Source organism: Streptomyces sp. NPDC004327 (assembly GCF_042873935.1).
Lineage (GTDB): Bacteria > Actinomycetota > Actinomycetes > Streptomycetales > Streptomycetaceae > Streptomyces.
Genome location: NZ_JBIAME010000010.1, coordinates 343,120 through 363,605, shown reverse-complemented (window position 1 = coordinate 363,605; position 20,486 = coordinate 343,120). Strand labels below are relative to the sequence as shown.

14 protein-coding genes are annotated in these 20,486 nt (G+C 72.9%); 4 read left to right on the top strand and 10 right to left on the bottom strand.

From position 1 onward, the window contains the following. Positions 1–50: 50 nt before the first annotated feature. Positions 51–2,585, bottom strand: a complete 2,535-nt coding sequence (locus ACFYU9_RS31695) for an FHA domain-containing protein (protein WP_389347054.1) — start codon at positions 2,583–2,585, stop codon at positions 51–53. A gap of 222 nt (positions 2,586–2,807) precedes the next feature. Between ACFYU9_RS31695 and serB the strand changes: the two genes are divergently transcribed. Beyond that, on the top strand, positions 2,808–4,076 hold the full coding sequence (gene serB / locus ACFYU9_RS31690; RefSeq protein WP_389347052.1) for a phosphoserine phosphatase SerB: 1,269 nt from the start codon (positions 2,808–2,810) through the stop codon (positions 4,074–4,076). Between the two features lie 85 nt (positions 4,077–4,161). Here the strand turns inward: serB and ACFYU9_RS31685 are convergent, their stop codons facing one another. From ACFYU9_RS31685 to ACFYU9_RS31670, 4 genes are all read right to left on the bottom strand, one after another. Continuing rightward, positions 4,162–4,680, bottom strand: a complete 519-nt coding sequence (locus tag ACFYU9_RS31685) for a SixA phosphatase family protein (protein WP_389216917.1) — start codon at positions 4,678–4,680, stop codon at positions 4,162–4,164. A gap of 35 nt (positions 4,681–4,715) precedes the next feature. After that, on the bottom strand, positions 4,716–4,928 hold the full coding sequence (locus ACFYU9_RS31680) for a hypothetical protein (protein WP_389216914.1): 213 nt from the start codon (positions 4,926–4,928) through the stop codon (positions 4,716–4,718). Between the two features lie 214 nt (positions 4,929–5,142). Beyond that, complete coding sequence (locus ACFYU9_RS31675) at positions 5,143–5,262, bottom strand: SGM_5486 family transporter-associated protein (RefSeq protein ID WP_389216911.1); 120 nt, start codon at positions 5,260–5,262, stop codon at positions 5,143–5,145. Between the two features lie 17 nt (positions 5,263–5,279). Continuing rightward, on the bottom strand, positions 5,280–6,707 hold the full coding sequence (locus tag ACFYU9_RS31670; protein ID WP_389347050.1) for a CynX/NimT family MFS transporter: 1,428 nt from the start codon (positions 6,705–6,707) through the stop codon (positions 5,280–5,282). An 88-nt stretch (positions 6,708–6,795) separates the two neighbouring features. On the opposite strand from ACFYU9_RS31670, the gene ACFYU9_RS31665 reads away from it, so the two are divergent. Further along, on the top strand, positions 6,796–7,494 hold the full coding sequence (locus ACFYU9_RS31665; RefSeq protein WP_389216905.1) for a FadR/GntR family transcriptional regulator: 699 nt from the start codon (positions 6,796–6,798) through the stop codon (positions 7,492–7,494). A gap of 17 nt (positions 7,495–7,511) precedes the next feature. Here ACFYU9_RS31665 and ACFYU9_RS31660 read toward each other — a convergent pair whose 3' ends face one another. The 5 genes from ACFYU9_RS31660 to ACFYU9_RS31640 form a co-directional block, all read right to left on the bottom strand. Beyond that, complete coding sequence (locus ACFYU9_RS31660; RefSeq protein ID WP_389347048.1) at positions 7,512–7,898, bottom strand: hypothetical protein; 387 nt, start codon at positions 7,896–7,898, stop codon at positions 7,512–7,514. A 186-nt stretch (positions 7,899–8,084) separates the two neighbouring features. Continuing rightward, on the bottom strand, positions 8,085–8,861 hold the full coding sequence (gene fabI / locus ACFYU9_RS31655) for an enoyl-ACP reductase FabI (protein ID WP_389216899.1): 777 nt from the start codon (positions 8,859–8,861) through the stop codon (positions 8,085–8,087). 4 nt (positions 8,862–8,865) lie between these two features. After that, positions 8,866–9,582, bottom strand: a complete 717-nt coding sequence (gene fabG / locus ACFYU9_RS31650) for a 3-oxoacyl-[acyl-carrier-protein] reductase (protein WP_389216896.1) — start codon at positions 9,580–9,582, stop codon at positions 8,866–8,868. 118 nt (positions 9,583–9,700) lie between these two features. Continuing rightward, on the bottom strand, positions 9,701–11,338 hold the full coding sequence (locus tag ACFYU9_RS31645) for a hypothetical protein (RefSeq protein WP_389347046.1): 1,638 nt from the start codon (positions 11,336–11,338) through the stop codon (positions 9,701–9,703). 1 nt (position 11,339) lies between these two features. Beyond that, entirely contained in the window at positions 11,340–17,300 is a 5,961-nt protein-coding gene (locus ACFYU9_RS31640) for a hypothetical protein (RefSeq protein ID WP_389347043.1), read from the bottom strand. 236 nt (positions 17,301–17,536) lie between these two features. Here ACFYU9_RS31640 and ACFYU9_RS31635 point away from each other — a divergent pair, with 236 nt between their 5' ends. After that, positions 17,537–19,060, top strand: a complete 1,524-nt coding sequence (locus tag ACFYU9_RS31635) for a TldD/PmbA family protein (protein ID WP_389347041.1) — start codon at positions 17,537–17,539, stop codon at positions 19,058–19,060. Then, on the top strand, positions 19,057–20,448 hold the full coding sequence (locus ACFYU9_RS31630) for a metallopeptidase TldD-related protein (RefSeq protein WP_389347039.1): 1,392 nt from the start codon (positions 19,057–19,059) through the stop codon (positions 20,446–20,448). The genes ACFYU9_RS31635 and ACFYU9_RS31630 overlap by 4 nt, the downstream gene beginning before the upstream one ends. The last annotated feature ends 38 nt before the right edge of the window (positions 20,449–20,486 follow it).

Sequence of the window (20,486 nt, the reverse complement as noted above, 5' to 3'; positions counted from 1 at the left end):
CGGCACCCCGTGCAGGGGTGCCGCCCTTCAGGGCGTTGCCTGGGACCGCGTCACTTGCGCATGACCTCGGGCTCGTGGCGGCGCAGCAACCGCGCGACCAGGACGCCGAGGACGGCGGTCATGACGAGCAGCACCGTGATGTTGAAGCCCCACTGCCCGGCGCTGTGCTCCCACAGCGGGTCCAGGTCGGTCGGGTTCTTCATGTCCCAGGGCGCCATCAGGTGCGACAGGTCCAGGGTGGTGGCGGCGCCGGCGATGCCCCAGCGGGACGGCATGAGCCAGGCGAACTGCTCCAGGCCCGGCGAGCTGAACACCTGGAACAGGACGCCGGTGAACACGACCTGGACGATCGCGAACATGACGAGCAGCGGCATGGTCTTCTCGGCGGTCTTCACCAGCGCGGAGATGACCAGGCCCACCATCATCGAGGCGAGGCCGAGCGCGATGATCACCAGGCACAGCTCGACGGCCGGCGGCATGATCAGGCCCTCGGTGGGCATGTCGCGCGGGGTGAAGCCGATGCCGCAGATGATCACGCCCTGGAAGGCGGTGATCAGGCCGAGGACGATCACCTTGGACATCAGGTACGCCGAACGGGACAGGCCGGTGGCGCGCTCCCGTTCGTAGATGACCCGTTCCTTGATCAGCTCACGGACCGAGTTCGCGGCGCCGGAGAAGCACATGCCGACCGTGAGGATCAGCATGATCGTGCCGGCGGCCCCGTTGAAGCGGGACGGCAGCACCGGCGCGCCCAGGCCGAACTTGGCGGGGATGACCACGGACACGCCGCCGAGCACGGCCGGCAGGATCACCATCAGGGCCAGGAAGCCCCGGTCCGAGGCGATCACCGACACATAGCGGCGGATCAGGGTCCACAGCTGGGAGCCCCAGCCCTGCGGCTTGGGCGGCTTGGTCATCGCCTGCTGGGCCTGCTGCGGCATCTGCACCGGCTGCGCGGCGACGGCGTCGATCTCCGCCGCGTACATCTGGTAGTGCTGCGAGCCCTTCCAGCGGCCCGCCCAGTCGTAGTCGCGGTAGTTCTCGAAGGCGGAGAAGACGTCGGCCCAGGTGGAGTAGCCGAAGAAGTTCAGCGCCTCCTCCGGCGGGCCGAAGTACGCCACCGAGCCGCCGGGCGCCATCACGAGCAGCTTGTCGCACAGGCCCAGCTCGGCGACCGAGTGGGTGACGACGAGGACCGTGCGGCCGTCGTCGGCGAGGCCGCGCAGCAGCTGCATGACGTCGCGGTCCATGCCCGGGTCGAGGCCGGAGGTCGGCTCGTCCAGGAAGATCAGCGACGGCTTGGTCAGCAGCTCCAGGGCCACCGAGACGCGCTTGCGCTGGCCACCGGAGAGGGAGGTGACCTTCTTCTCCTTGTGGATGTCGAGCTTGAGCTCGCGCAGCACCTCGCCGATGCGCTGGGCGCGCTCCTGCTCGCTGGTGTCCGCGGGGAAGCGGAGCTTGGCCGCGTACTTGAGCGCCTTCTGGACGGTCAGCTCCTTGTGCAGGATGTCGTCCTGCGGGACCAGACCGATGCGCTGGCGCAGCTCGGCGAACTGCTTGTAGAGGCTGCGGTTGTCGTAGAGGACGTCGCCCTGGTCGGCGGGCCGGTAGCCGGTGAGCGCCTTGAGGAGGGTCGACTTGCCGGAGCCGGAGGGGCCGATGACGCCGATGAGCGACTTCTCGGGAACGCCGAAGGTGACGTCCTTGAGGATCTGCTTGCCGCCGTCGACGGTCACCGTGAGGTGACGGGCCGAGAACGAGACGTCGCCGGTGTCGACGAACTCCTCGAGCTGGTTGCCGACGATCCGGAAGGTCGAGTGACCGACGCCGACGATGTCGTTCGGGCCGAGGAGGGCGGTGCCGCCCTTGGGGATCGGCTGACCGTTGACGTACGTGCCGTTGTGCGAGCCGAGGTCGCGGATCTCGAAGCGGCCGTCGGGCGTCGCGTGGAACTCGGCGTGGTTGCGCGAGACCTGGAGGTCGGAGACGACCAGCTCGTTCTCGAGGGCACGGCCGATGCGCATGACGCGGCCGAGCGTCATCTCGTAGAAGGTCGTGGGGCTGCGGTCGCCCTGTGCCGGCGCCGCGCCCTGGCCGCCGGGGCCCGCCTGCTGGTGCGGGAACTGCGGCGGGGCCTGCTGCTGCCAGCCGGGCTGCGGCTGCTGCTGTTGCTGCGGCGGGCCCTGGTGGGTGACCTCCTGGTGCAGCCCCTGGTGCGCGGGCTGCTGCACGGCGTGCGGCGCCTGCTGCTGGGGTACGGCCTGCGGCGCGGCCTGGGCGCCGGTGGCGGCGAGGTTGAGCCGCGGGCCGTCGGTGGCGTTGCCGAGGTGGACGGCCGTGCCGGGGCCGATCTCCATGTGGTGGATCCGCTGGCCCTGCACGAACGTGCCGTTGGTGGAGCCGTGGTCCTCGATGACCCAACTCCGGCCGCCCCAGCTGATGGTGGCGTGTCGCCACGAGACCCTGGCGTCGTCGATCACCAGGTCACCCTGAGGGTCCCGGCCCAGGGTGTACGACCTGGACGGATCGAGGGTCCAGGTCCTTCCATTCAATTCCAGTACGAGTTCTGGCACTCCATGCCCCACTACTTGTCCCCCGATGCACCCCCGTCATCGGGAGCCCAGGGATGGTGAACATCCGGTGGGAACTATTTCAGGCCGTAGCCCCGATCCGAAAGTCGGGCCGCGTGAAGAGCTTGCGCACGCGCGCACGGACCCGGCCGGACGGCAAGGGCGCGGCCGGGCGGGTGTCCGTCAGGCGGGACGGGAGATCCGGTGGCACCCGGTGCCCGATACGGTGGAAGCACCATGAGCGCATCGCAGACCTCAGACGTTCCCGACGTTCCCGGCGTCCCCGACGTTCCCGGCGTCCCCGACGCGGACGTCCCCACTCTCCTGGTCAAGATCTTCGGGAAGGACCGCCCCGGGATCACCGCCGGCCTCTTCGACACCCTCGCCGCCTACTCCGTCGACGTCGTGGACATCGAGCAGGTCGTCTCCCGCGGCCGGCTCGTGCTGTGCGCGCTCGTCACCGAGCCGACCGTCGCCACGCAGGGCGAGCTGCGGGCGACCGTGCACAGCTGGGCCGAGTCCATGAAGCTGCAGGCCGAGATCATCTCGGGCACCGGTGACAACCGGCCGCGCGGCGAGGGCCGCTCGCACGTCACCGTGCTCGGGCACCCGCTGACCGCCGAGCAGACGGCGGCCATAGCGGCCAGGATCGCCGAGGTCGGCGGCAACATCGACCGTATCTTCCGGCTCGCCAAGTATCCGGTGACGGCGGTCGAGTTCGCCGTCTCGGGCTGTGAGACGGAGCGGCTGCGCACCGCGCTCGCCACCGAGGCGCACGCGGTCGGCGTCGACGTGGCCGTGGTCTCCGCGGGGCTGCACCGCCGGGCCCAGCGGCTCGTCGTGATGGACGTCGACTCGACGCTCATCCAGGACGAGGTCATCGAGCTGTTCGCGGCGCACGCCGGCTGCGAGGACAAGGTCGCCGAGGTGACGGCGGCGGCCATGCGCGGCGAGCTGGACTTCGAGCAGTCGCTGCACGCGCGGGTGGCGCTGCTCGCGGGCCTGGACGCGTCGGTGGTGGACAAGGTCCGCGCCGAGGTGCGGCTCACGCCCGGGGCGCGGACGCTGGTCCGCACGCTCAAGCGGCTCGGCTACCAGGTGGGTGTGGTCTCCGGCGGCTTCACGCAGGTCACCGACGACCTCAAGGACAAGCTCGGCCTCGACTTCGCCCAGGCCAACACCCTGGAGATCGAGGACGGCAAGCTCACCGGCCGGGTCACCGGGATGATCGTGGACCGGGCCGGCAAGGCGCGTCTGCTGCGCCGCTTCGCCGAGGAGGCCGGGGTGCCGCTGGAGCAGACGGTCGCGATCGGCGACGGCGCCAACGACCTGGACATGCTGAACGCGGCGGGGCTCGGTGTCGCGTTCAACGCCAAGCCGGTGGTGCGCCGGGCGGCGGACACCGCGGTGAACGTGCCGTTCCTGGACACGGTGCTCTATCTGCTGGGCATCACCCGCGAGGAGGTCGAGGCGGCGGACGGCGGCACGGGAGAGCTGCTGCACTGACGACCCCGGTGGCCCTCAGGGTCACGGGAAGGGGCCCGGCCGTCGAGTGACGGCCGGGCCCCTGCGCGTACGGGCGCGCCGTGGGTCAGGCGTGCGGGGCCCAGTAGTCGGCGAGGCTGGCCACGCCGGGCTCGACGGCCTTCCAGGAGCCGGTGAAGGTCAGGACCGCGAAGGCCGAGGTCGGGAAGCCGCTGCTGGTCATCCGGGCGAGGGCGTCACCCTCGGAGCTGCCGGCGAGGACCTCGGCGAGGCCGTGCATGCCGGGGTTGTGACCGATGAGCAGGAGGTCGTTCACATCCTCGGGCGTCTCGTTGATCACGGCGATGAGCTGGCCGGGCGACGCCTCGTAGATCCGCTCCTCGTACACGGTCCTGGGGCGGTGGGGCATCTCCTGGACCGCGAGCTTCCAGGTCTCGCGGGTGCGCGCCGCGGTGGAGCAGAGGGCCAGGCCGAACTCGATGCCCGTGTCCGCGAGCCTGCGGCCGGCGACGGGGGCGTCCTTGCGGCCTCGGTCGGCGAGCGGGCGGTCGTGGTCGGAGACCTGGGGCCAGTCGGCCTTGGCGTGGCGAAGCAGCACGATCCTGCGGGGTGTGTCGACGCTCATGATGCTCAGCTTCGCACGAATCGGACCGGCTCGACTCAGAGAGACAGGGTTTGCTGGATCTGTTCCAGAATGCGGCCGACCGCGGGGTCGCCGGCCGTGCCCGGCGCCTGGCCCGGCTCGGCTATGAGCAGGAACAGGCCGACGAAGGCGATCACGGGCAGGGCGAGCATCCACCAGGGCAGCCGGGTGTCGACGGTGCCGGGAAGGCTGCGGACGGGCTGGAGTCCGGTGGGGGTTCGCGCCGTCATGGCCGCCTCCGTGGTCGGGATCTGTGCGATGTCTCCAACCTACGGAGCGCCGGGGTTCCGGCCCATCAGGTATTCCACCCACTTGACCCTGAGACCCGCCCCCTAGGGGATGCGGGGGTCACCCCCACCCCGGAGCCGGCCGGGCGCGGCCGGCGGGCGGCCGGGACGTCGGCCGACGGGCGGGAGGCGTCGGCCGGCGGGCGGCCGGGAGGGGCTACGAGGGTGAGGCGAAGGAGGCGATGACGCCGATGACGGCCGTGATGGCGAGCATCGCGCCGAGCACGATCAGCAGCTTCTTCTGACCGTTCGGGGGATTCGGTTCGAGTACGGGCATGGGGCCAGTCTCGCATCTCAGGATTCGTCCTCGACCGTCCGGTCCCTCCCCGCGAGGATGCCCACGATCATCTGCGGGATCATCAGGCCGCCCATCAGCATGACGGGCAGTCCCCAGCCGCCGCTGTGCTGGTAGAGCACGCCGACGAGGAGCGGGCCGGGGATGGAGATGAGGTAGCCGACGCTCTGCGCGAAGGCCGAGAGCCGGACGACGCCGGCGCCGGTGCGCGAGCGCATCCCGATCATGGTGAGGGCGAGCGGGAAGGAGCAGTTGGAGATGCCGAGGAGCAGCGCCCAGACCCAGGCGCCGGCGGCCGGCGCCAGGTAGAGGCCGGTGTAGCCGGCGAGGCCGCACAGGCCGAGGGCGACGACGATCGGGCCCTGGTGCCGCATCCGGGTGGCGAGGCCGGGGATGACGAAGGCGAGCGGCACGCCCATGACCATGGTGACGGCGAGGAGCACGCCCGCGGTGGAGGCGGGGACGCCGGCGTCGCGGAAGATCTGCGGCATCCAGCCCATGGTGATGTACGCGCCGGTGGCCTGGAGGCCGAAGAAGACGCCGAGCGCCCAGGCGGTGCGGCTGCGGGCGATGCGGGGCGCGGCCGGGACCGCGGAGGCCGGGGCCGACGGGGCCGGGACCGCGGAGGCCGGGGCCGGGACGGCCGAGGTCGGGACCGCGGAGGCCGTGGCCGCGGAGGCCGTGGCCGCTCCTCCGGTGGCCGGCGCGGAGGCGGGCGCGGGAACGGCCGCGGGGCCGGCGGCGCGGGCGCGGACCAGCGGGAGCCACGGGACGACGGCGAGGGCGGCGACGACGGCCCAGACGCCGAGGCCGATCCGCCAACTGCCGCCGAGGGCCTGGGTCATGGGCACGGTCGCGGCGGCGGCCAGGGAGGTGCCGAGGGCGAGGGCCATGGAGTAGAGGCCGGTCATGCTGCCGATGCGGTCCGGGAAGTACGTCTTGACGATGACCGGCATCAGGACGTTGCTGACCGCGATGCCCATGAGGGCGAGCGCGCTCGCCGCGAGGAACGTCACGGTGCCGCCGGCGAAGGGGCGCAGGGCCAGGCCGGCGAGGATCGCGGCCATGCCGGCGCAGACGACGGCGGCGGGGCCGAAGCGGCGGGCGAGCCGCGGGGCGGCGATGCCGAAGACGGCGAAGCACAGCGGCGGCACGGAGGTGAGGACGCCGGCGACGCTGCCGCTCATGTGCAGGCCGTCGCGGACCTCTTCGAGGAGGGCGCCGAGGCTGGTGATCGCCGGGCGCAGGTTGAGCGCGGCGAGGACGAGTCCGACGACGACGAGCCGGCCGACCCAGCGCGCGGGCTCGGCTCCGGCTCCGGGTCCGGCTGTGACTCCGGGTCCGGCGGGCGCGGGAGAATCGGCGCCCGCGGCGGCGTGCGGCTGCTTCCTGGTGGCGGGGTCGAGTGTCTGGGGCTCGTCAGGCATGAGGCTCATCATAGAATCATGGGATGATTGGTTGTCCAATCTCGAACCATGTGACTCGAACGACTCGACCAAGAGGAAAGGTGCGGCCATGGCGCTCGGCCAGCCCCGCCGCAGCGGGCTCTCCGACCAGGTGATCACCCAGTTGCGGAACCAGATCACCTCGGGCGAGTGGCCCGTGGGCACGCGCATCCCGACGGAGCCCGAGCTGGTCGAGCAGCTCGGCGTGGCCCGCAACACCGTCCGCGAGGCGGTCCGCGCACTCGCCCACAACGGACTCCTCGACATCCGGCAGGGCTCGGGCACCTACGTCGTCGCGACGAGCGAGCTGGCCGGCGTGATGCACCGCCGGTTCGCCGACTCCGACCCGCGCGACGTGGCGGAGCTGCGCGCCACCCTGGAGTCCTCGGCCGCGCGGCTCGCCGCGCAGCGGCGCACCGACCGGGACCTGAAGCAGATCGACGCGCTGTTCGCACGGCGCGAGGAGGCGTGGCGGTCGGGCGACGCGGAGGAGTTCGTGACGGCGGACGCGGCCTTCCACCACGCGGTGGTGGTCGCCTCGCACAACGACGTACTGACCGAGCTGTACGCGGACCTCGGGCACGTCCTGCGCGCGTGGCTGCGCGGCGACGTGGGCGCGGAGCTGCGGCCGGAGAACCACATGGACCACGCGCGGCTCGTCGAGGCGATCCACGAGGGCGACGCCGAGCGGGCGGCCACGGAGGCGGCCGGCTACCCCTTCATGTGCCTGCGCACCCCGGAACCCGCGGAGCCGGTCAAGGAACCCTGACCCCAGACGCTCCACCCCTAGGAGCCCCGAGCCGCAGGTTCGTGGGTGATCCAGGCCGAGCGGACCTCCTTCCAGCAGCGGCCGGTGACCCGGGCGTAGTCGGCGGGGGCGACGGCGACGGGGGCGCTGTCGGTGTCGACGTCCCACCAGCGGGCGCACTCCACGTGGAGGCGGACGCGGTCGGTGCGGGGGAAGGGGTTCTGGCAGTGGGCGGTGACGACGGAGCCCTGGACGAGGGTGCGACAGGAGGCGCCGAAGTCCTCGGGGTCCTGCCGTACGGGGGCGGGGGCGGGGGCCTCCTCCACGGTGGCGGGGTCGGCGCGCACCTCGGCGGCGACGGCGATCCCGGTGAGGAGGGCGGCGGCCGTGGCGAGTGCGGCGGCCCCGCGACGCAGCGCGCGCATGCCCGCACCTCCTCCCCACGCGTAGCCGGAACGTCACGCTCTGGACCAGTCTGCGGTGATTCGCCCGACTTTTCGACTCGGGGAGCGGCGCCCCGGGAGACGACGGCCCCGGAAACGACGAGGGGCCGGGCGCCCGCCGCTGTGGCGGGCGCCCGGCCCCTTCGCACGATGCCTGCGAGCGGGCCGTCAGGCGCCGATCGCGTGCAGACCGCCGTCCACGTGGACGATCTCGCCCGTCGTCTTCGGGAACCAGTCGGACAGCAGCGCGACGATGGCGCGGCCGGCCGGCTCCGGGTCGGAGAGGTCCCACTTCAGCGGGGAGCGGTTGTCCCAGACGCTGGCGAGCTCGGAGAAGCCCGGGATGGACTTCGCGGCCATCGAGCCGAGCGGGCCGGCCGAGACCAGGTTGCAGCGGATGTCCTGCCCGCCCAGGTACCGCGCCATGTAGCGGTTGGTGGCCTCCAGGGCGGCCTTGGCGGGGCCCATCCAGTCATACTGCGGCCAGGCGAACTGCGCGTCGAAGGTGAGGCCGACGACCGCGCCGCCCTCGTTCATCAGCGGCAGCAGCGCCGTCGTCAGGGACTTCAGGGAGTAGGCCGAGACGTGCATCGCGGTGGCGACCGACTCGAACGGCGTCTCCAGGAAGTTGCCGCCGAGCGCGTCCTGCGGCGCGAAGCCGATGGAGTGGACGATGCCGTCGAGGCGGTCGCCCAGCTGCTCGCGGACCTGGCCCTCGAGGCGGGCGAGGTGCTCGTCGTTGGAGACGTCGAGCTCCAGGACCTTGACCTTGTCCGGGTGCGGCAGCTTCTTGGCGATGCGCTCGGTCAGCGTCGGCCGCGGCCAGGCGGTGAGGATGATCTCCGCGCCCTGCTCCTGGGCCAGCTTCGCGGCGTGGAAGGCGATGGAGGACTCCATCAGCACACCCGTGATCAGGATGCGCTTGCCCTCGAGAATTCCGCTCATGTGATCAGTGACCCATGCCCAATCCGCCGTCAACCGGGATGACGGCTCCAGTGATGTACGACGCGTCGTCCGAGGCGAGGAACTTCACCGTGGCGGCGATCTCCTCGGGCTGCGCGTAACGGCCGAGCGGCACCTGGGACACGATGCCCGCGCGCTGCTCGTCCGTGAGCACCTTGGTCATGTCGGTGTCGACGAAACCGGGTGCCACGACGTTGAAGGTGATGTTGCGCGAGCCGAGCTCCCGGGCCAGCGAGCGCGCGAAACCGACCAGTCCGGCCTTCGAGGCGGCGTAGTTCGCCTGGCCCGCCGAGCCGAGCAGACCGACGACCGAGGAGATCAGCACGACGCGGCCCTTCTTGGCGCGCAGCATGCCGCGGTTGGCGCGCTTCACGACCCGGAAGGTGCCGGTGAGGTTGGTGTCGAGGACGGACGTGAAGTCGTCCTCGGACATGCGCATGAGGAGCTGGTCCTTCGTCACGCCGGCGTTGGCCACGAGGACCTCGACCGGACCGTGCTTCTCCTCGATCTCCTTGTACGCCTGCTCCACCTGCTCGGCGTCGGTGATGTCGCACTTGACGGCCAGGAGTCCGGCCTTCTCGAGCTCCTCGGGGTCGCCCGAGCGGTACGTGATCGCGACCTTGTCGCCGGCCTCGGCGAACGCGCGGGCGATGGCGAGGCCGATGCCCCGGTTGCCTCCGGTGACGAGAACCGAGCGGCTCAACGGATCACCCTTTCGATAGCGGTCTGGTATGCCGAAAACCTATCGGTACCGCCCCCGACATGAGCAATCGACCTCTGACAGTGGCGTACGGGCGTCGCTGTCGGGTCCCTACAGCTGCCTACGGGTCTCCGTGCAGATCGGCCCGGGACAAGGCGGCGCACAATTCGTCCAGCGTGTGGTCGTACACCACGGAACGGTGGGCCAGGGCGTTGCGCGCCTTGACGAGGAGGCGCAACAGCCGGGCGTCCTCCTGGGGCAGTGCGAGCACTCCGTCGTTGTGCGCCCTGAGCAGCTCGCCGACCTGCAGTTCGAGGAAGGCGCGCTCCGGCGGATCGTCCCGATGGGCGGTCCTGCGGTCGGCGTACTCGGAGAGCACGACTGCTGCGGGACGGTTGAGACGGCCGAGCGCCCGGGTGGCCACCCGCTGCCTGGCCTCCTCGATCCACGGCATGAGGACGCGCTGCTGGGCCTGGGAGACCAGAGCCGTGAGCAGCGTCCGGGTTTCCCGGTCCGCCCCTCCTGTCCGGGCCACTCCTTCCTGCTGGGCCGCTGGGCCGCCGGTGGCGGCCGGGTGCCAGGCCGCCACATGGAGCCGCAGGCGGCCTTCCCAGGAGACGACGGCGTCCCGCGCCCACGCCTGACGGAGTTCGGGGCTCGGGCGCGTCAGGGCGCCGACCCGGTGGAGCCGGGGACGCTCGCCCGGGCCGGGGCGGGGCTCCGCGGCGAGGCAGAGCTCCAGGGCGCCGGCCAGAGTGTCCTGCATGCCGTCCCACTCGAGGACCAGTCGCCTGGCGAGGGCGAGGTCGGGGCCGCACACCTCGACGACGGTCTCGGCGCGCACGGCGCGTCGGATGCGCCGGGCCGACAGGTCGGGCTCCCTGCGCGCGCCGGCGGGCCGGTGGTCGAGGAGGGGCGCGATGGCGGTGGCGGTGTCGAGTCGGCCGAGCGCGCCCCACCACCAGTGCACGGTGCTGTCGCCGGAGCCCAGCCGCAGCTCGTCCGGAAGGGATTCCGGCAGGTCGCGGAGGCGGGCGACGACAAGGAGCCGGGGACGCTCGCCGGGCGGGAGGCCGGCCGCCTTGACGGCCGCGGAGAGCGACCGGAAGAGCCGCGCGACGGCCGCGCCCCGTGGACCGGGGCCGTTCGTCCGGCCCTGCTCGGCCGTCCCGGCCTCGGCGTCCGCCTCGGTCCAAGCCCGTACGCCGACGAGGGGGCGCCGTACCGATTTCTGTTCCACCAGGGCGGCCACGGCCTCGTCGGGGCCCACGGACAGTTCCTTGCCCAGTCGTGCCAGCAGGCTCCGCGGGTCGTGCCGGGCCCCGGTGGTCCGGCGTGGGGCCGGGATCCGTGGTGGCCGTTCGGCCGTGGGCCAGCCGAGATCGAGGTCGAAGCCGCTGTCGGGAAGGTCCAGGTACGGCAGTTCGTCGCCGTAGACCCACGGCAGAACCGGCTCCGGCTCCCCCGGCACGAGGCCCGGCTCCGGCTCCCCCGGCACGAGGTCCGGTTCCGGGGCCGCCGGGGCGGGGGCCGGTATGTCGATCCGTACCGGCTCGCCGTCCAGTGCCGCCCGGTACAGCTCGTCCGCGAGCCCCGACTCCACCGCTCCGTCGGTCATCAGCCAGAGGCAGTGGAGCCCGGCGGCCAGGTCCGCGGCGATGGCGCGGAGCTGCTCGCGGACACCGGGCAGCCCGACCGCCGGCAGCTCGACCGCGGGCGGCGGGGCCGCCGCACGCGGGTCCCGTCGTGCTCGGCCCACCTCAGCTCCCCTCGGTGACCGCCCAGGCGCGGACCGACCGGTACGTGACCGGTTCCACCGCGAAGCCGTCGGGCGTCTCGTCGAGGACGCCGAGCTGGTCCAGGTGGCCCAGCCAGGCCCCGGTCTCCTCCTCGGACAGTTCGACCGCCGCCTCGACGTCGTCGCGGGGCACGCCCTGCCCCTCCTCGACGTAGCCCGTCCAGGCGGCGAGGAGGCGCAGGTCGCGCGGGTCGAGCCCGGAGCAGCGCAGGTGCTCGTCGATGTTGCGGGGGCCCGCGATGAGGTCGCGGATCCGCTCGACGCAGTTGTCCAGCGTGGCACCGTGCACGGACACGTCGGTCACCGCGATCTCCATCCAGCGCGGCCAGCCGCCCGTCGCGGCGACGATCCGGTCGCGGTCCTCGCGCGACACGAAGGGGCATTCGGACCAGGCGCGCAGGGCGTCGGCGGTCCAACGGCGGGGGCGCAGCCAGCGGACGGCGAGCTCCTCGTTGCGGTCCTCGGCGGCCAGCCGGGCGAGGGTGGTCGCGTCGGCGACCACCACGACCGAGCGGTTCTCGTTGCCGCCGCTGCGCGGCCCGGTCTGGCTGACGAGCCGGTCGGCGGCCGGGCCCGCGTGGACGAGCATGGAGCGCACGGCGTCGCCCAGCTGTTCCTGGCTCGCGCCGCGCAGGTCGGCGGTGATCACGTGGGCCTTGCGGCCGCGGCTTTTGAGCAGGCCGGTGAGGTCCTCGCCGTGCCGGTACGCGACGACCTCGACGCCCCGGTTCTCGGCGAAGGCGGTGACCGCCCGGCCGACCAGTTCGGGCCGGTGCAGGGCGGTGGTGCCGATGAGGCTGACGCCGGGCTGGGCGGTCTCGTGCAGCTGCTCCTCGGTGAGCGGGCTGTACGTCTGCACGTGCCGTGCATCGCGGCCGAGGATGCGCCGGGCGACGCGCGGGTTGTAGTCGTAGGGCAGGCCGAACTCGGTCTCGCTCAGCTCGAGTTCGAGCTCCTCCCGGGTGCCGAGCATGTTGACGACGTTGGGACTGCGTACGGCGAAGCGGGAACGGTCGCCGAGCTGGACGAGCAGCCCGAGGCCGACCATCTCGGTGAGGAAGATCTGCACCTGCCGGGCGCTGAGCATCTCGAAGCCGTCCGACCACGCGGCCCGGGCCTCTTCGAGGAGTTCGCTCGCCGAGTAGTCGGCGCGGTAGCCGTCCTCGAGGCTGCGCAGCGCTATGACGAGGGCGAGGACCCGGTAGCGGTCCTCCAGGTTGATCGTGAAGCGCAGCCGCTCGGCGATCTGCCGGCGGACGGTCTCGGAGGCCGCGACCTGCTGGACGTCCTGCTCGGTGATCCGTGCCGGGCCGTCCGGGCCGCCGGAGATGGAGTACGGCCGGTCGTGCAGGACCCGGACCAGCTCTCGGCAGAAGATCTGCACGAGGTTGGCCTGGTAGTTGGTGATGGCGAGGATCCGCCAGACCAGCTCGGGGCGTTCGAAGAAGTGGCCGAGCGCGGCCATGGGCTCGGTGACGAGGCGGACCGCCGCCTGGGTGCCGAGCGGGCCGACGAGGACGTCGGGGCCGCCGTGCACGGTGGACACGTTGGAGAGGTGGCCGAAGCGCTGGACCTGGTGCAGACCGGCGAAGACGATCTTGAAGCGGCGACCGGTCTGCTCCATCAGCCGCTGGAAGCGGGCGACGTTGGGGAAGGTCGACTCGCTGCCCACCCGGAAGGCGCGGCGCGAGTCGGTGTTGAGGAACGCGTCGGCCTCGTCCGCGAGCACGAGGATCCGCCGGGTCTCGTCCTCCTCCAGCCAGCTCTGGATGTTGTTGAAGACGACGTCGGGGTTGGCCTGCTCGGAGACCTTCCGGGCGAGCACGCCCTTGCGCTTGAGGTCCTCGACCAGCCTGCTCCAGATCCGCTCGGGGGCCTCGGCATGGCCGATCTCGGCCTTGAGGAGGTCGAGGTAGACGGCGACGTGGGCGGCGGAACGGCTGGGGAAGATCTCGGCGACCCGGCGCAGCAGCGCCGACTTGCCGAGCTGGCGTCCGCCGTACAGGAACATGCCCCCGTCGGGGCTCATCACCTCCCGCATCTCCTCGTCGCGGCCGTAGAAGACCTCGGGCGGGACGAGTCCGGCGACGAACGGGGTGTACGGGTTGTAGGCGGCCCAGGGCAGGGTTACCCGCTGCAGCGAGCGGAAGGCGCCGGGTGCGCGGGCGGCCATCCAGCCCATCACCGCGGCGTCGACGACCAGCGCCTGCTGGGCCGACGAGCGGGCGGACTCGGCGAGGCCGCGCCGGCCCTCCAGGCCGAGCGGGTGCAGGTAGAGGACGATGTTGGCGCCGACGTCGGCCTCCTCCAGGTGGGCGAGCGGACCGTCGGCCGGCTGCTCCTCCCAGATGAGCAGGACGGTGTACGAGGTGGCGCGCGAGCCGAGTGCCGCGACGTATCCGGCGCGTTCGGCGACCTTGGCGCGCACCTTGAAGCGGCGCATGCCCTGGCCCAGTGCCATCTTCTCGGCGACGACCTGTTCCTGGGAAGGGTCGAGGCCGAGCAGGCGCAGGACCCGGGAGAGGTGCTGCTTCCATCCGTTGCTCCGGCCCTGCGGGGTGCACAGGGCGGCCCACGCCTCCAGGGCGTTGTCCGCGAGGCGGGTGAAGGTGGCCTCGGGTCCGCCGTAGTGCCTCGCCCACCAGTCGGCGTCGACGCCCTCGCCGCCGGCCTTCGGCGCGCCGAGCGCGGCGACGCCGGCGAGGAAGGCGGCGAGCTCCGACCCGTCGTCGGCGGGTCGCTCCGGCAGCGGGTTGTGCCCGGTGGCCAGGGCGAGGAACTCCTGGGCGGTGACCGTGTCGCCCTCGTCGATGAGCCGCTCGATCCGGTCGTGGTCGGCCGCGGCGAGCGGACGGCCGGTGCGGGAACGCAGCCGGGCGAGGTCCTCCCGGAGCTGCCGGGTGTAGTTCTCGACTCGCCGGACGAGTTCGGCCTCCAGCTCGCGCAGCGACTCCACGGCCAGCCGGTAGCGCCCGTCACCGCCTCCGTCGGCGTACTGCTGGAGGCGCCCGACGAAATCGCGCTCCTCGTCGGGCGCGAGCTGGTTGAGCGTGCGCATCTGGGCGAGCAGGCCCGCCGCCGCGCGGTGGCGTTCGGCGACCGTGCGCCGCCAGTCCTCGTGCGCCTGGGCGAGCAGGCGGGCCGCCGACTCCGCCCACTCGGGGTCGGTGCACCCGTACCCGTCCGGGTCCTTCGCGATCAGGGCGGCGAGCGCGGTGGCGAGGTCGAGTTCGCCTTCGTCGAGGTAGCGGGCGAAGGCGTACTCGCCGTCGGCGGGGGTCAGCAGGGCGGCCATCCGGCGGGCCACCCGCGGGTGGGAGAGGTCCGGCTCGCCGTTGTCGTGCCGGGGCAGGTCGGGCAGCCGGAGCAGGCAGTCGGCCGATGGGACGCGGCCGCCGTCCTCACGGAGCCGGTCGGCGGTCGCGCCGGCGTCGACGGCCGTGCCGTCCGCGCGGCGGCGGCGGTCGCGGTCCCCTCCGGTGAGCCAGCCGAGCAGCAGCGCGAGGGCGCCACCGCCCGGCCCGGCGGGCACGGGCTCGGCGGCGAGGCCGCGCAGGGCGGAGGCCAGCTCCGGAACACCTCGCTCGCTCACGCCCTGGTGCGGGCGGGCGGCCGCCTGCACGGCCGCGGCCCGCATGACGAGTTCGCCGACGGAACGGCACGCGGTGTGCAGTTGACGCAGGGCGCCGGCCGTGATGGGTTCCTTGGCCTGCTTCGACGTGCGGAAGAGGGCGTCGGTGTCCTCGATGAGCCGGGCGATCCCGTCCTGCCGCCACAGCCGCTCCAGCTCCTGGAAGCGCGGCGCGCCGGTGTGCTGGTCCGCGCTCTTCCCGGCCCACTCGATGACGTCCTGGAGCGCGTGGCGCACGGTGCCGGAGGGACCGAGGAGGTGTTGGAGCACCTGGGAGGCGCGCTGGTACTTCATCTTGCGTCGAGGCAGGTCGTCGAGCAGCTGCCGGGCGGTCAGCCCGATCTCCTCCCGCGTCGCGACCTCCTTGTCCTCGGCGCTGTCCTGGAGCATGCCGGGTTCGAAGGCGCGACCGTCGCGGACGGCGGCGACGAGCACCTCCAGGAGGTGCTGCCAGGGCGCGGTGAGCCCGGGCGGCATGGTGAAGCCGCTGACCAGGGCGTGCGGCCAGCGCGTGGTGAAGCCGGTGCGCAGGGCCGCCGCGAGCGCCACGAGGTGCGCCTCGCGATCCTGGGAGACGACGGCGGGGTCGAATTCGTGCGCCATCTGGACGGGTGTGGCCTCGCTGTCGGAGACGCAGTCGAAGGCGGCAGCGGCGAAGGCGAGCGTCGCGGCCCGGACGCCGTCCTCGCGCGAGGCGACGGTCATCCAGTACGCCTCGGCGATCCGGCCGTCGCGCAATAGCCGGCTGACGGGCGATTCAGCCCCGGTGTCCCACGGAGCGTACGGGTCCCAGTCCGGCGCCTCGACGCCGTCGGGCCACCGGTCGTCGGGCTCGTCGGCCGCGGCCGGCCGGTCCGACCCGGCCGGCCCGGCGGCGTCCGGGGCTCCGGTCCGCTCGACGGGCCCGGACGGCGCCGGGGCGGACGGGGCGGCGGCAAGGGGCAGCGAGACGGCGGCGGGCGGCTCGACGGCCCTGCGGACGGCCTCGATCGCCGACACGCCGGCCGCGAAGCGGGCCGGAGCGGCGTCGCCGGTGCCGCGTCCGGTCGGGCCGGCCGGCGGTTCGGGCGCCGTGGGAGCCGCTTCCGGGTCTTCGGGACCGAGACCGGTCCCGGTCCCGGTCCCGGTCCCGGTCTCGGTCTCGGTCTCGGTCTCGTAAAGGGTGTCGGGCTCGACCGACGCGGGCGTTCGCTCGACCGCCGGTACGGGTGGAGGCAGGTGCGCGGGTACGGCTACGGGTACCTGCGTGGGTACCCGTACGGGCTCGGCGTCGTCCGCCACCGCACCGGGCCGGGTCTCCGCCGACGCCTCGGGTGCCAGGCCAAGCGCGCCGAGCGCACGTAACTGAGCCTCGATGCGGTCCAGTTGGCTGTGGAGATGGGCGGCTTCCTCCTCGTCGTCGGCGAGTTCCAGGAGTTCGGCGTACTTGCCGGCCTTGCGCCTCAGCCCGTCGATCTGGCCGCTGCGCACCCGGTCCAGCTCCGCCTCGGCCTCGGCGTGCCCGTGGCCGGGCTCCCACGCGATTCCCTGGGCGGCGAGGGCCTCGGCCAGCCGTTCGCGGCAGGCCGCCCACGCTCCGAACCTGCCGACGGGGTCCGTCTGGGGACGGCGTCCGGCGGCCACGTCGCCGGCCGCGGACCTCAGGTCCTCGGCGAGCCGTTCTCCAGCGCGCTTCAGGCCGGCGAGCGCGCCGGGGAGATCCGTGGGGTCGATGTCCGTGGGGAGGCCGGCTTCGGGGCCGGCGGCGGGGCTGGGCACGGGATCGGGTTCCTCACCCTCTGGATGTGTCGGGGCCGGGGCGACGACGGGCCACGGCCGGGGATCGCCGTACGGAGGGCCGGAGTACCCGGCGGGCACGAGGCCGTCGGCGGCCTCCTGGAGCGCGGCCTTGTGCGCCCTGGCCAGCGCGGCGGCGGGGAGGTCTCTCGTCTCGGGGACGAGCATCCCGTAGAGGGCACAGCGCGCAAGGGGCGGGTCGAGCACCTTCAGCATGGTGCGGAGTTCGTCGAGCGTCGGGGCGGCCAGAGTGCGCTCGTCGAAGCCGTGCTCGTCCCGTAACGCCTGCACCGTCCAGAAGAGGCCGCAGACGAGGACGCCGTTCAGCTGGTGCGGCGACGCCTTGGCGATCCTTACGCGGGCCGCGGTCAGTTCACGGCGCGAGGGAGGGGTCCGGCGGACCGATCGGCCCGGTCCATGGGGGTGTTTGTCGCCGCGTAAGCATTGATGCCAGGTCAGCAGGGACCGAAGCGCGTCCTCGTCCAGGGAGGACAGCCAGGTCCTGGCTTCGTTCACCCACGCATGCATGCGGCGGATCATCTCATCCTGTGAAGTGAGCTGCTATGCCGTTGCGTTGTTCTGGTTCCCGCCAAAACCGATTCCCCCGACGGGGGGCGCGTGGAAGCCTGTTGCGGACGGCGGCGACGCCGGGCCGCGGGTAACGGCGCGTGTGCGCGGCCGCCCGCGTGATTGACTTCCGGCACAGATCGACCCCCTCACCGCATCACCGACCCTCGAGAGTGAGGCCGCACGTGGTCCATGACATCGACCCTTCGTTCACCCGGCTCCCGCTGCGGGCGCTCGCCGACGCCGCGCTCGCGCGGGCGCGGGCGCTCGGCGCCGAGCATGCGGACTTCCGTCTGGAGCGGGTGCGCAGTGCCTCGTGGCGGCTGCGGGACGCCAAGCCGGCGGGCTCGTCGGACACCACGGACCTGGGCTACGCGGTGCGGGTCGTGCACGGCGGGGCCTGGGGGTTCGCGTCCGGGGTGGACCTGACCATGGACGCGGCCGCGCGGGTGGCCTCGCAGGCGGTGGCGATGGCCAAGCTGTCGGCGAAGGTCATCGCGGCGGCGGGCTCGGACGAGCGCGTGGAGCTGGCCGACGAGCCGGTGCACGCGGACAAGGTGTGGGTGTCCTCGTACGAGATCGACCCGTTCACCGTCTCGGGCGAGGAGAAGAGCGGGCTGCTCGCCGACTGGAGCGCGCGGCTGCTGCGGGCGGACGGCGTGGCGCATGTGGACGCCTCGCTCATGACCGTGTTCGAGAACAAGTTCTACGCGGACACGGCGGGCACCGTCACCACCCAGCAGCGGGTCCGGCTGCACCCGGAGCTCACGGCGGTGGCCGTGGACGGCACGACGGGCGAGTTCGACTCGATGCGGACGATCGCGCCGCCGGCCGGGCGGGGCTGGGAGTACCTGACCGGGACCGGCTGGGACTGGGACAAGGAGCTGGACGAGATCCCGGCGCTGCTCGCCGAGAAGATGCGGGCGCCGAGCGTCGAGGCCGGCCGCTACGACCTGGTGGTCGACCCGTCCAACCTGTGGCTGACCATCCACGAGTCGATCGGCCACGCCACCGAGCTGGACCGCGCGCTCGGCTACGAGGCGGCGTACGCGGGCACCTCCTTCGCCACCTTCGACCAGCTGGGCAAGCTGGCGTACGGCTCCTCGATCATGAACGTGACGGGTGACCGGACCGCCGAGCACGGGCTCGCGACCATCGGGTACGACGACGAGGGCGTGGCGGCGCAGTCCTGGGACCTGGTGAGGGACGGCACGCTCGTCGGCTACCAGCTGGACCGCAGGATCGCGAAGCTGACCGGCCTCGGCCGCTCCAACGGCTGCGCCTACGCCGACTCCCCCGGCCATGTGCCGGTGCAGCGGATGGCGAACGTGTCGCTGCAGCCGGACCCGGGCGGACTGTCCACCGAGGACCTGATCGGCGGGGTGGAGCGGGGCATCTACGTGGTCGGCGACCGCTCCTGGTCGATCGACATGCAGCGCTACAACTTCCAGTTCACCGGCCAGCGCTTCTTCCGCATCGAGAACGGCCGGCTCGCCGGCCAGCTGCGGGACGTCGCGTACCAGGCGACGACCACCGACTTCTGGGGCTCCATGGAGCAGGTCGGCGGCCCGCAGACGTACGTCCTCGGCGGCGCGTTCAACTGCGGCAAGGCCCAGCCGGGCCAGGTCGCCGCGGTGTCGCACGGCTGCCCGTCCGCCCTGTTCCGGGGTGTCAACATCCTCAACACCACCCAGGAGGCCGGTCGATGAGCCGCGTCAGCAAGCCGTACGAGATCGTCGAGCGGGCCCTGGAGCTGTCCCGCGCCGACGGGTGTGTCGTCATCGCCGACGAGCAGTCCTCCGCCAACCTGCGCTGGGCCGGCAACGCGCTCACCACCAACGGCGTCACCCGGGGCCGTACGCTCACCGTCGTCGCGACCGTCGACGGCGCCCAGGGCACGGCCTCCGGTGTCGTGTCGCGCTCGGCGGTCACCGCGGAGGACCTGGAGCCCCTGGTGCGGGCCGCCGAGGAGGCGGCGCGGGCGGCCGGTCCGGCCGAGGACGCCCAGCCGCTGGTCGGGGGCATGGCCGCGTCGCCCGACTTCACCGACGCGCCGGCCGAGACCTCCTCCGCCGTCTTCGACGCCTTCGCGCCGGCGCTCGGCGAGGCGTTCGCCCGGGCCCGGGCGGGCGGCCGCGAGCTGTACGGCTTCGCCAACCACGAGCTGACCTCCAGCTACCTCGGCACGTCGACCGGGCTGCGGCTGCGGCACGACCAGCCGAACGGCACCCTGGAGCTCAACGCCAAGTCGCCGGACCGCTCCCGCTCCGCGTGGGCCGGGCGCTCGACGCGGGACTTCAAGGACGTGGACCCGGCGGCGCTCGACGCCGAGCTCGCCACCCGGCTCGGCTGGGCCGAGCGGCGGATCGAGCTGCCCGCAGGGCGGTACGAGACGCTGCTGCCGCCGACCGCCGTGGCCGACCTGATGATCTACCAGCTGTGGTCCTCGGCGGCCCGGGACGCGGCGGAGGGCCGTACGGTCTTCTCCAAGCCGGGCGGCGGCACCCGCGTGGGCGAGACCCTCTCCCCGCTGCCGCTGTCCCTGCGCAGCGACCCGAACGAGCCGGGCCTGGAGTCCGCGCCGTTCGTGCTGGCGCACGCCTCCGGCGACGACTCCTCCGTCTTCGACAACGGTCTGCCGATCGCCCCGGTGGACTGGGTGCGGGACGGCAAGCTCGCGCATCTGGTCACCACGCGGCACACCGCGGGGCTCACCGGGCTGCCCGTGGCGCCCGGCGCCGGGAACCTGATCCTGGACGGCGGCGGCGAGAAGTCGCTGGAGGAGATGGTGGCCGCCACCGAGCGCGGTCTGCTGCTGACCTGCCTGTGGTACATCCGCGAGGTCGACCCGGCGACGCTGCTGCTCACCGGCCTCACCCGGGACGGCGTCTACCTGGTGGAGAACGGCGAGGTCGTCGGCGAGGTGAACAACTTCCGGTTCAACGAGTCGCCGGTCGACCTGCTGTCGCGGGCCACCGAGGCGGGCCGGACGGAGAAGACGCTGCCGCGCGAGTGGAGCGACTGGTTCACCCGGGCCGCGATGCCGGCCCTGCGGGTGCCGGACTTCAACATGAGCTCGGTCAGCAAGGGCGTCTGAGCCGTTCCGAGCGGTGAGACCGTGCCCGTCCCGGCCCG